6 protein-coding genes are annotated in these 12,481 nt (G+C 73.0%); 5 read left to right on the forward strand and 1 reads right to left on the reverse strand.

What is annotated here, in order from left to right:
- The first annotated feature begins 302 nt into the window (after positions 1 to 302).
- Positions 303 to 1,526, forward strand: a complete 1,224-nt coding sequence (locus ACIRPK_RS16080; RefSeq protein WP_403038602.1) for a cation:proton antiporter — start codon at positions 303 to 305, stop codon at positions 1,524 to 1,526.
- A 22-nt stretch (positions 1,527 to 1,548) separates the two neighbouring features.
- On the opposite strand, the gene ACIRPK_RS16085 is transcribed toward ACIRPK_RS16080, so the two are convergent.
- Positions 1,549 to 3,285 carry a regulator gene (locus ACIRPK_RS16085; protein WP_403038605.1) on the reverse strand — a complete coding sequence of 579 codons (1,737 nt, stop codon included), beginning with the start codon at positions 3,283 to 3,285 and terminating at the stop codon, positions 1,549 to 1,551.
- Positions 3,286 to 3,583: 298 nt separating this feature from the next.
- Between ACIRPK_RS16085 and ACIRPK_RS16090 the strand changes: the two genes are divergently transcribed.
- From ACIRPK_RS16090 to ACIRPK_RS16105, 4 genes are all read left to right on the forward strand, one after another.
- Entirely contained in the window at positions 3,584 to 4,345 is a 762-nt protein-coding gene (locus tag ACIRPK_RS16090; protein WP_403038608.1) for a 3-hydroxybutyrate dehydrogenase, read from the forward strand.
- A gap of 55 nt (positions 4,346 to 4,400) precedes the next feature.
- A complete protein-coding gene (locus ACIRPK_RS16095) occupies positions 4,401 to 5,765 on the forward strand; it encodes an MFS transporter (protein WP_403038611.1) in 1,365 nt (454 codons plus the stop codon).
- Between the two features lie 68 nt (positions 5,766 to 5,833).
- The gene (locus ACIRPK_RS16100; protein WP_403038615.1) at positions 5,834 to 7,756 is read left to right on the forward strand and encodes a helix-turn-helix domain-containing protein; all 1,923 of its coding nucleotides are present in this window, start codon (positions 5,834 to 5,836) and stop codon (positions 7,754 to 7,756) included.
- Positions 7,757 to 8,041: 285 nt separating this feature from the next.
- Entirely contained in the window at positions 8,042 to 12,337 is a 4,296-nt protein-coding gene (locus tag ACIRPK_RS16105) for a LamG domain-containing protein (RefSeq protein WP_403038618.1), read from the forward strand.
- The last annotated feature ends 144 nt before the right edge of the window (positions 12,338 to 12,481 follow it).

The following is a 12,481-nucleotide window of genomic DNA, read 5'->3' on the forward strand; positions in this document are numbered from 1 at the left end:
AGGCGAGTCAGTTGCACTATCCAGGGGCTCGGGGAACTGCGAGGAGATCTGGCGCTCGGGTCACTGCGAAAGTGCCTGACCACCCACGCAACGATCACCTTGAACGAGGCCGGCGTCGCAGTTCCCCGAGCCCCTGATGGCTGAGCCCGCAGCGCAGTCACCCGAGCCCCTGACTCCGTAGCGGGCTGAGCACCTGCCAACAGGGTCGGCGGAGCCATTGTGTCTGGGCGGCGTTGCCTCGGGGGTGGGGTGGATCCGGCGTGCCAGTATGCCGATATGACTCATAGTCGGACATTCCGTCGATGACGGGCGACAGCGTGGACGCGGTGACGCTGGTCCTCATCCCGGCGTGCGCGGTGGCCGCACCGCTGCTCGCCGACCGGCTGCAACGCTGGCTGGCGATCCCGACCGTGGTGTTCGAGATCGTGCTCGGCGTGCTGATCGGCCCGGACGTGCTCGGCTGGGCGGAGGTCGGCGACCTGGTCGACGCGCTGTCCCAGTTCGGCCTGGCGATGCTGATGTTCCTCGCGGGGTACGAGATCGACTTCGCCCGGCTGCGCGGCGGTCCGCTGAAGCGGGCCGTCGGCGCCTGGCTGATCACGCTGGCGATCGCGCTCGGCGCGGGCGCCCTGATCAACCGTGACCCGTTGAACGGCGCCTTCGCCGGCCTGGCGCTGACCACCACCGCGCTCGGCACCATCCTGCCGATCCTGCGCGACTCCGGTGCGCTGCCCAGCCCGTTCGGCGCGATGACGATGGCCACCGGCGCGGTCGGCGAGTTCGGCCCGATCATCGCGATCGCCGTGCTGCTCAGCGGCAACACCCCGGCCAAGTCGGCCGTCATCCTGGGGGCGTTCGCGGTGCTCACCGCACTCGCCGTCGGCTACGCCCGGCGCCCGCGCCCGGACGTGGTGACCCGGCTGATCCGGCGGACCCTGCGGACCTCGGGTCAGTTCGCCGTCCGGACCGTGATCCTGGTGCTGGCCGTGATGGTCAGCGCCGCGATCTGGCTAAGCCTGGACATGCTGCTGGGCGCCTTCACCGCCGGGATCGTCTCCCGGCTGCTGCTGGCCGGGGTGCCCGAGGCGGCGGAGGAGGTGATCGAGGCCAAGCTCGAAGGGATCGGCTTCGGCTTCCTGGTGCCGATCTTCTTCGTGGTCAGCGGGATGAACTTCGACCTGGACGCGCTCCTCTCCGACCCCGGCACCCTGCTGCTCGTCCCGGTCTTCCTGCTGCTGCTCGCCGCGCTGCGCGGCGTCCCGGCCGCCCTGCTGGCCCCGCCCGGACTGCCGGGCCGGGACCGGCTGGCGCTCGGCCTGTTCGGCGCCACCGCGCTGCCGCTGGTGGTGGTCATCACCACCATCGAGGTGGAGGCCGGGCGGATGCCGTCCTCCACCGCCGCGGCCCTGGTCGGCGCGGGCATGCTCTCCGTCCTGCTCTTCCCGTTGCTGGCCCAGCGCTTCCGGGGGCAGGACCGGCAGCCGGCTCCGGAGGGCCGCCCCCGGCTCAGCGCGGAGAGCTGGTGACGGCCCCTCGGCCGACCCCTCCTCAGATCACCCCCGACTGCCGGGCCGCCTCGTCGAAGGCCCGGGCGGACTGGTTGGCCCGGTAGGGGGTCAGCCGGCGGTGGAAGTCCCGCAGGTACTCGACCGTGCGGGCGGAGCGCATCTCCCCGGCCGCCCGGAGCGCCTCGGTGGCCAGCGAGCAGGCGTCGTCGATCTCGCCGAGGCCCAGCCGGGAGCCGGCCAGCACCAGGCGGCAGAGGATCCGGCTGCGGGCGTAGGCGGGCGCCCGCAGCCGGAGCGACTTCTCGGCGTGCTGGGCGGCCGGGCGCCACTGCTGGAGGTCGCGGTAGCAGTGCGCGAACTCGTCGGCCAGCTGGGCTTCGTCGAAGTAGCGTGCCCAGGAGGGCAGTTCGTCGTTGGGGCGGGCGACCCCGAGGGCTCGCTCGCAGCGGACCAGAGCGGTGGTGCAGGAGCGTACGTCGCCGAGCAGGGCGTGGCCGCGGGCCTCGGCCGCGTGCATCAGGGACTGCACGGTCGGCGCGGCGGCCGCGCCGACGCCCTGCTGGGCCACCCGGGCCAGCTGGATCGCCTCCCGCCCGTGGCCGAGGTGCACCGCCTGCTGGCTCATGGTGGTGAGCACGTAGCCGCCGAGCACCCGGTCCCCCGCCGCCTGGGAGAGCCGGAGCGCCTGGACGAAGTACCGCTGGGCCAGGCCGTGCGCGGCGATGTCGAAGGACGTCCAGCCGGCCAGCCGGGTCAGGTCGGCGACGGCGCCGAACAGGGCCCGGCCGATCTGCTCGCCGTACCGGCCGCGCAGCATCGGCTCGGCCTCACTCTCCAGGTACCTGACCAGCGCCTGCCGGGCGTGACCACCGCCGTAGGCGTGGTCCAGCGCGCGGAACAGGTCGCCGACGGCGCGGATGGCGGCGATGTCACCCCGGCCGACCCGCAGCGGTGGACGCTGCTCGCGGGCCTCGGTGGCCTCCAGGGCGGACTGCGGCAGCCCGCCGCGACTCTGGGTGGGCACCCGCAGCAGACCGGGCTGAGGGGCCCGCACGGCGCCCCGGGCGGTGGGCGGGCCCGATCGGGCCCCGGGCAGCTGCACGCGCCCTGACGTGGCGTCAGGGGGCCCTGGTGGCAGGCCGGGGACGGAACCGTCCCGGGCCACCCGCTCGTCGGTGCGGCCGATCAGCCAGTCCCGGCTGGGCACCACCAGGCCGGCCGGGGTGAAGGCGATCCGGCGCAGCTCGGACTGCTGGCCGGTGTCCTTGTGCCACATGCTGGCGACGATGTCGACGGCCTCCTGCGGGCTCTCGGCGAACTCCAGGCCCGCGTACACCGGCGCGCACGCCTCCAGGCCGATGTCCAGCGCGGTCAGCCGGCGCCCGAGCCTGCGGGTGAAGACCTCGGCGATCAGCGCGGGGGTGGCGCCCCGGGGCTGCTGGCCGCGCAGCCACCGGGTCACCGAGGTCTTGTCGTAGCGCAGGTCGAGGCCGTGCTCCAGGCCGAGTTGGTCGACCCGGCGGGCCAGCCCGGCGTGCGAGAAACCGGCCTCCTCGATCAGCGCGGCGAGCCGGGGGTTCAGAGTCTTGTCCAGGCCGGACGGGCCCGCTGGGCCCGCCGCACCCGAGGGGCCGGCCGCCGCTTCGGCCACCTGCGGTGACACCCCGGGCGACCCGCCGGGCACGGCCCCGGACGGCCCCTCGCGCGGATCGAGGTGCGGGTCGAGCGGGTCGAGCGGTCCGTACGCCGGGCTGTCGGTTGCAGGCCGTTGGGGCATATCAGTCACACCTCTCGAGCGCCTCACCAGTCCCCCCGGTGCATGGAGCGGCGCCCCCTGTCGGGAATCGGCGTGAATGTAGCGAGCATTTCGCCGCTATGGGTGGATCTGGGCGGGCAATCCTCCGAACGGGTGACGCAATGGCGCCCGTTGTAGGGAAGGTGTCGCGACCGGTGTTTGGCCCGGCCGGCCTTCTCGGCCCGCGCACCCGGGTGGCGTCAGGCCCCATGAAGCGGCCGGGACCTGTGGCGGCCCGGCACATAGGAGTCGGCGCCGCCGGTTCCTACCGTTCTGGGCCATGGACACCACTTCAGCCCACTCGCTGGCCGGCCGCACGGCGCTGGTCACCGGGGCCGCCTCGGGGATCGGCCGGGCCTGCGCCGAGGTCTTCGCCGCCGCCGGCGCCCGGGTCTACGTCGTCGACCTCGCGGCCGAGCCGGCCAAGGAACTCGCCGGACGGCTCGGCGGTGAGGCGATCGTCGCGGACCTCTCCGACCCGGCTGCGGTGGACGCGCTCCCGGACGACGCCGACATCGTCGTCAACAACGCGGGGCTCCAGCACGTCGCGCCGGTGCACGAGTTCCCGCCGGACCGGTTCGCGCTGATCCAGCGGGTGATGGTGGAGGCCCCGTTCCGGATCCTGCGCCGCACCCTGCCGCACATGTACGCGCAGGACTGGGGACGGGTCGTCAACATCTCGTCCGTGCACGGCCTGCGGGCCAGCGCCTTCAAGTCCGCGTACGTGACCGCCAAGCACGGGCTCGAAGGGCTGAGCAAGACCGTCGCGCTGGAGGGGGCCCCGTACGGCGTCACCAGCAACTGCATCAACCCCGCCTACGTGCGCACCGCCCTGGTCGAGAAGCAGATCGCCGCCCAGGCCCTGGCGCACGGCATCCGGGAGGACGAGGTGGTGGAGCAGATCATGCTCGACCGCACCGCCGTCAAACGGCTGATCGAGGCCGACGAGGTGGCCCAGCTCGCCCTCTGGCTCTGCTCCCCGCACGCCTCCTCCATCACCGGGGCCAGCCTGCCGATGGACGGCGGCTGGACCGCACACTGATCCCCCTCGCCCGCCTCCCCCGCACCGCCCGCCCGCAACCAGACAGGTGACCCCCATGGCCAGTTCTCCCGACGCAGCGAGAACCCGAGGCGCTTCGCTCCGCAAGGTGGTCGGCGCCAGCCTGATCGGCACCACGATCGAGTGGTACGACTACTTCTTGTACGGAACAGCCGCCGCGCTGGTCTTCAACAAGGTCTTCTTCCCCAACTCCGACCCGCTGACCGGCACCCTGCTTTCCTTCCTCACCTACGCGATCGGCTTCGCCGCCCGGCCGATCGGCGCACTGGTCTTCGGGCACTTCGGCGACCGGATGGGCCGCAAGAAGCTGCTGGTGCTGAGCCTGCTGCTGATGGGCGGCTCGACCACCCTGATCGGCTGCCTGCCGACGTACCATCAGGCCGGCGTCGCGGCACCGCTGCTGCTCACCCTGCTGCGGCTGGTGCAGGGCTTCGCGCTCGGCGGTGAGTGGGGCGGCGCGGTGCTGTTGGTCTCCGAGCACGGGGACGCGAAGCGGCGCGGCTTCTGGGCCTCCTGGCCGCAGGGCGGCGCGCCGGCCGGGAACCTGCTGGCGGCCGGGGTGCTCTCGCTGATGACGGCGGTCCAGTCCGACGCGGACTTCGTCGCCTGGGGCTGGCGGGTGCCGTTCCTGCTGTCCGCGCTGCTGGTGATGGTCGGGCTGTGGATCCGGCTGTCGGTGGACGAGTCGCCGCTGTTCAAGCAGGCGCTGGCGGCATCCGAGGCCCGCAGGAAGCTGGCCCCGGAGCAGCCGCCGCTGCTCGCGGTGCTGCGCCACCACTGGCGCGAGGTGCTGACCGCGATGGGCGCCCGGATGGCGGAGAACATCTCGTACTACGTGATGACCACCTTCGTACTGGCCTACGCGGTCGGCCACGTGCACCTGCCGAAGCAGACCGCGCTGAACGCGGTGCTGATCGCCTCGGCGATCCAGTTCGCGCTGATCCCGCTGTTCGGGGCGCTCTCGGACCGGATCGGCCGCAAGCCGGTCTACCTGTTCGGCGCGGTCGGGGTCGGGATCTGGGCGTTCGTCTTCTTCGGTCTGGTGGACACCAGGAGCTTCGGCTCGATGCTGCTGGCGATCACCGTCGGACTGTTCTTCCACAGCGCGATGTACGCCCCGCAGGCGGCCTTCTTCTCCGAGCTGTTCGCCACCCGGATGCGGTACTCGGGCGCCTCGATCGGCTCCCAGTTCGCCTCGGTGGCGGCCGGTGCCCCGGCTCCGCTGATCGCCACCGCGCTGCTCAAGGACTACGGCAGCTCGACCCCGATCGCCGTCTACGTGGCGATCGCCGCCGCGATCACCGTGGTCGCGGTGGTCTGCGCCCGGGAGACCCGGGGCCGCGACCTGGCCGGGATCGGCGAGGACGCGGCGACCCCGGCCGGGCAGCCCGTCGGCGTCTGAACCCCGTCCCGGAACGCCCGGTACCGGTTCGGTACCGGGCGTTCCTCCACCCCCGCAGAACTGGCACGATGGCCCGCACCATGGACGACCCGCACCCCCACTCCAGCGCCGCCCCCGCCCTGCGGCGGCTGCTCGACCTGCTCGCCTCCGGCGCCGCCACCGAGGACTTCGCCGAGGTGCTCGCCGAGGCCCGCCGCCAGGGCGCACCGGCCGCCGTGCTGGCCGAGATCGACGACGCCACCTGGCTGGCCCTGCGGGTGCACCGGACGATGCGTCAGCACCGGCGCCGGGAGGCCGAGCTGACCGCGCTCTTCGACACCGCGGGGGACCTGGCCGCCTCCCGCGACCTGGACGCGGTGCTGCAGGCGATCGTCCGCCGGGCCCGGATGCTGCTGGGCACCGACACCGCGTACCTGACCCTGCCGGACCAGGCCGCCGGGGACACCTACATGCGGGTCACCGACGGCTCGGTCTCGGTGCTGTTCCAGACCCTGCGGCTGAGCCTCGGCGACGGCCTCGGCGGCCTGGTGGCGCAGACCGCCCGGCCGTACGCCACCCCGGACTACCGGACCGACGAGCGGTTCCACCACACCGGCAAGATCGACGCCGGGGTGCTGGACGAGGGCCTGGTGGCGATCATCGGCGTCCCGCTGCTGCTCGGCGGCCAGGTGATCGGCGTGCTGTTCGCGGCCGACCGGTCACCCCGGGCGTTCTCCCCCGACGAGGTGGCGCTGCTCTGCACGCTGGCCGCGCACGCCGCGATCGCGCTGGACACCGCCAAGGCACTGGCCGACACCCGGGCCGCACTGGCCGAGCTGAACGCCGCCAACGCGGTGATCCAGGCCCACTCCGCCGCCGTCCAGCGCGCCGAGCGGGCCCACGACCGGCTGACCGACCTGGTGCTGCGCGGCGCCGAAGTCCCCGACGTGGCGGCCGCGGTGGCCGCCCTGCTCGGCGGGGAGGTGGGCGTACGCGACGCCGAGGGGCTCGTCCTGGCCGGGCGCGCGCCGGGAGCTGACGGACTGTCGGACGCGGTCGCCGCCTCGCGCGCCGAGGGCCGCGCGGTCCGGGCCGGGGACAGCTGGGTCTGCGCGGTGCTGGCCGGTCAGGAGCCGCTCGGCAGCATCGTGCTGCACGACCGGCCCGACCTGGACGACGCCGACCGCCGGCTGTTCGAACGGGCCGGGGTGGTCACCGCGCTCCTGCTGCTGCTCCGCCGCTCGGTGGCCGAGACCGAGAACCGGGTCCGCGGCGAACTGCTGGCCGACCTGCTCAGCTCCCCCGACCGCGACCCGGCCGGACTGACCGCCCGGGGCCGCCGGCTCGGCGTCGACCTCGGCCGCCCGCACCTGGTGCTGGTCGCGGCGGTCCCGGCCGCCGACCGGGCCCGGCTGGCCGGTGCCGCCTCGCGCTACCTGTTCGGCTCGCGCGGGATCAGCGCCGAGCACGGCGAGGCGGTGGTCCTGCTGCTGCCCGAGGACGGTGCCGGCACCCCGGGCGGCGCGGCCGAGCTGGCCGCCGACCGGCTGGCCCGGCTGGCCGGGGTGCCGGTCACGGTCGGCGCCGGCCGGGTGGCCGCCGGGCCGGTGGCGCTCGCGGCGGCGTACACCGAGGGGCTGCGGTGCGTGCGGGCGCTGCGGGTGCTCGGCCGCGAAGGTGACGGGGCGTCGGCCGCCGACCTCGGCTTCCTCGGCGTGCTGCTCGGCGACGGCCACGACGTGGCGGCCTTCGTCGGCGCCGCCCTGGGCCCGCTGCTCGACTACGACGCCCGCCGGGGCACCGAGCTGGTCCGCACCCTGCGCGCCTACTTCGACTGCGGCGGCAGCCTGACCCGGGCCAAGGACGAACTGCACGTCCACGTGAACACCGTGGTCCAGCGCCTCGACCGGGTCGAGATCCTGCTCGGCCACGACTGGAACCACCCGGATCGCTCGCTGGAGCTCCAACTGGCGCTCCGGCTCCAGCTGTTGGCCGAGCCGCCGCAGATTTGACCGAAATCCGCCCCCGCGCCCCCGGGACGGCCACACCGAACGCCGTTGATCCGTACGAGAACTGACGGTCAGGCAGGCCCCGAAGTGATGTGTCCCACATGCCCGGCTGCGGAGTGTCCGCTTTTGTCGCCCCTGGTACCGGTACCTTCTCTCATCGTCTTCTCATAAAGGATTGACAGTCCTTTAAGACAGTTTGATGATCCAGCTCGAACTTTGCCCAATCTGCAAGAATTCGGGGCTGGAACAGTGGTAAGAGCAGGGTGGAGACGGTCCGCGAGCGGCATCTTGGCCGCAGCGACGGCCGTGGTGGCGCTCATCGGATCGGAGCCGACGCCGGCCGTCGCGGCCGGGCCGACGGCGCCGGTGACGGCCGCGGACGACGGCGGGGCACCTGAGCGTGCCGCCGTCGCGGAGGCCAAGCGGACCGGGAAGCCGGTGGAGGTGGGTGCCAAGCGCACCGAGTCCAGCGACACGACGGCGCAGCCGGACGGCAGGCTGGTGACCACCACCTACGTCCAACCCCGGCGGGTCCGCAGGAACGGCACCTGGCTGGACATCGACCCGACGCTGCGGACCCTGCCGAACGGCTCGGTCGCGCCGAAGGGCGCCACCGCCGAGGTGGAGTTCTCCGGCGGTGGCAGCGGCCGGCCGCTGGTACGGATCGCCAACTCCGGCAAGGAGTTGAAGCTGACCTGGCCGAAGCCGCTGCCCAAGCCGGTGCTGACCGGCAGCACGGCCGAGTACCTGTCGATCCTGCCGGACGTGGACCTGCGGCTCACCGCGACCAGGACCGGCTTCTCGCAGGTCGTCGTGGTGCACACCGCGGCGGCGGCGAAGAGCCCGGAGCTGAAGCAACTCAGCCTGGGCCTGCAGGGCGAGGGCCTGACGGTCAAGCAGGCGCCCGACGGCTCGCTCACCGCCGTCGACAAGGGGGCGGGCGGTACCGTCTTCGAGGCTCCCACGCCGGTGATGTGGGACTCCTCGGGACCCGCCGGCCAGGCCGTCGTCGCCGCACCGTCCGGCGCCGGGTCCCGTGCCCTGTCCGCTCCGGGCGCGGCCGAGGCCGCACCGCTCGCCGGGCTGGTCCCCGGCGAGGGCGCCAAGGTGGCCCGGATCAAGGTCGACCTGCCGGCGGTCCAGGACAAGATGGTCCTGACACCCGATCAGGGCATGCTGGGTGACCCGGGGACGGTGTTCCCGGTGATGATCGACCCGGCCTGGAACACCCCGAACGCCGCCGACTGGGCGGGTGTGTCGCGGTACTACTCCACCCAGTCCTACTGGCACTTCACGTATAACAGCACCTACGTGCACGACTGGGGCGTCGGCTACTGCGGCGACACCAACCGCTGTGCGCCCACGGACGTCAAGCGGGCGTTCTTCCAGATCCCGAACGGCCAGTTCATCGGCAAGCAGATCCTCAGCGCCGAGTTCGGCACCTACGAGAGCTGGTCGTACTCCTGCAACGCCCGGCCGGTCGAGCTCTGGAACACCGGCTACATCTCCCGCGGGCTGGACTGGGAGGACCAGGACAAGTCGAGTTTCTGGACCCGCAAGCTCCAGACCATGAACACGGCCAAGGGCTTCAACGGCAGTTGTGCTGGCGGCTGGCTGGAGTTCGGCTCCACGGGCGCGGTGAAGGACCTGGTCCAGGACGCTGCCAACTGGGGCTGGCCCACCGTCACCTTCGGCCTGAAGGCCGAGAACGAGGGCGACTCCTATGGCTGGAAGCGCCTGACCGACGACGCCTTCCTGCGGGTGCAGTACAACCTGCCGCCGCAGCAGACCGCGATGAGCGACATGACCATGTCGCCGGGCTCGGTCTGCCAGAGCGCGACGCTCCGGATCAACAAGATGCCGCAGATCACCGCCAAGGCGAGCGACCCCGACGGCGAGGCCGTGGGCGTGCAGTTCGGCGCCTCCTGGGACTCCGGGGACAGCGCCGGCCTCACCCGCAAGTGGTGGTCGACCGGTGCGGCCAACACGCCACCCGACGGCAGCACCTTCAAGGGCTCCGGCTCGATGTTCTCCCTCACGCTGCCCGACAGCCTGCCGCACAACCTCCGGCTGAACTGGGAGGTCCGGGTCTGGGACGGCGCCCAGTGGAGCCCCTGGTCCTCCGCCGGGGACCCGACCGGCTGCTACTTCCTGGTGGACGACTCCGCGCCCGCGGGACCGGTCATCGGCTCCTCCTCGTACCCCGGCTCGAGTGACGCGACGGCCTCGCTGCCCTGGACCGACGGGGTCGGCAAGTACGGCTCCTTCACCCTGGACTCGACCGCCACCGACGTCGTGAAGTACCAGTGGGGCCTGGACAGCGCCCCCTCGGCCGCCCATCAGGTGGCCACCACCGGCGGGGCGGCGCAGACCGTCGACGTCCTGCCCGAGAAGCCCGGCCTGCACTTCCTCTCCGCCCAGGCGGTGGACGGCGCCGGGAACGCGTCCGCGCCCACCACCTACTACTTCAACGTGCTGGCCGGTCAGCCGCAGCGGGCCGGCTGGTCGATGGACGACGCGGCCGGCAGCACGCTGGCCGGCACTGGCGGGTCGTTCGACGCGACCCTGGCCGCCGGCGCGAAGTCGGCCCCCGGCCACCTGGCCGAGGGACTGGCGCTGGACGGCTCGGTCAACGGCTACGCCGAAACCCAGGGTGCGGTGCTGGACACCTCCAAGAGCTTCACCGTCTCCGCCTGGGTCAACCTGGCCGACGCCGGGCACAACCGGGCCGCCGTCTCGCAGTCCGGCAACTCGATGGCGCACTTCAGCCTCGGCCTGCGCAGCGGCAAGTGGTCCTTCTTCACCAGCACCAAGGACGCCTCGACCGGGTACGACTGGCAGGTCGCGAGCTCCACCACGCCGGTGACGCTCAATCAGTGGACCCACCTGCTCGGCGTCTACGACGCGACCGCCAAGACCGTGACGGTGTATGTGAACGGCGCGCCGAGCGCGCCGGCCGCGGCCCCGGCCGCCTGGTCGGCCCGCGGCCCGCTGGAGATCGGCCGGATCCGCTGGCGGGACGGCTACAACGACCCGTGGCAGGGTGGGCTGGACGAGATCAAGGTCTGGGACCGGGCGCTGTCCGCGGCGGACGCGGGCCTCGTCGCCACCGACCGGGCCCTGACCGCCGGTCTGCCGGCCAAGGCGGTCTGGCACCTGGACGGGAACACCGCGACCGTCGCCGGGACCGCGGAGAGCGAGCCGGTCACGCTGTACGGCGGCGCGCAGCCGGGCGGGCCCGGGGTGTCGGCCACGGCCGTGCACTTCGACGGCGTGAACGACTACGGCCGCACCGCCCGCCCGCAGGTGGACGGCAGCCGGGACTTCTCGGTCTCGACCTGGGCGCGGCTGCCCAAGCCGGCCGACACGGACACCGCCGCCAAGATCGCGGTCACCCAGGTCGGCCAGCACAACAACGAGTTCTCGCTCTACTACTCCGCCTCCTACAAGCGGTGGATCTTCGGCCGCTACAAGGAGGACTCCGCCGTCGACACCCTGGTGCGGACCATGCAGCCGGACTGCACGGCCGACACCACCACCAACGGGGTGCCCTGCTTCGGCGCCACCACCGGCGAGTGGACCCACCTGCTCGGCGTCTCCGACACCACCGCCAAGAAGCTCCGCTTCTACCTGAACGGCTTCCTGGTCGGCGAGTCGGACTACACCCAGACCGCGCCGTGGCCGACGCCCGGCCCGCTGCAGTTCGGCGCGGTCAGCCGGGAGGGCGTGGTCTCCGAGTTCTTCGGCGGCGACCTCGACGACACCCGGGTCTACGACCGGGTGGTCACCGCCACCGAGGCCCGCGACATGGTGCAGCAGCGCCCCCAGCTGGCCGGCCGCTGGAAGCTCGACGCGGCCGCCGGCACGCCGCTCACCAGCCCCGACGAGGGCCCGAAGAAGGCCGGCGCCCAACTCGGCGGCGGCGCCTCGGTCAACGCCGGCGGCGGGCTCTACCCCACCACCGGCAGCCTGCTGCTGAACGGCTCCACCGGCTACGCCGCGACCGCCACCGCGCCGCTGCACACCGGGCAGAGCTTCACCCTGGCCGCCTGGGCCGACACCGCGGGCACGCCGACCCGCGACATGACCGTGCTGTCGATGCCGGGCGCCAACAACGCCTCGGTGACGGTGCGTTGGCATGCGCTGGGCCTCGACGCCACCACCCAGCAGCCGATCGGCCAGTGGCAGGCCGAGGTGCGTGACTCGGACGCCACCGGAGCCGTCCGGACCAGCACCACGCACAGCCCGGCGGTCTCCGTCCTGGACAACTGGACGCACCTCGCGGTGAGCTACGACGCCTTCGCCGACCAGCTCAGGCTCTACGTCAACGGCCAGTTGGAGAACCAGGGTTGTGCCACCGAAGGGACCGGCTGCACCCCGAAGGTGTCCTGGGCGACGGCACCGCAGCCGTACGAGGCGACGGCCGGTCTGCAGTTCGGCCGGACCAGGGCCGGCGGCGCCTGGGGCGAGTACTTCTCCGGTGAGCTGGACGATGTCTGGCTCTACCAGGGCGTGCTGAGCCCCGATCAGGTGGCCCGGCTCGCCGACTACAACGTCGGCCTGTCGACCGTCACCGGTCCCTGACCCATCCATCCCCCGTGGGGGGGGGGGGGGCCGGGGGGGCCCCCCCCCCCCCCCCCCGTTTTCACGCGGGACCACCAGAATGGCGAACACAAGAACACGGCAGCGGGCCCCGCCCCCCCGGCCGAGGTGAGTCGCTGCCACCCA

The sequence above is a fragment of the Kitasatospora sp. NPDC101801 genome, from assembly GCF_044766665.1.
In the GTDB taxonomy this organism is placed as follows: domain Bacteria; phylum Actinomycetota; class Actinomycetes; order Streptomycetales; family Streptomycetaceae; genus Kitasatospora.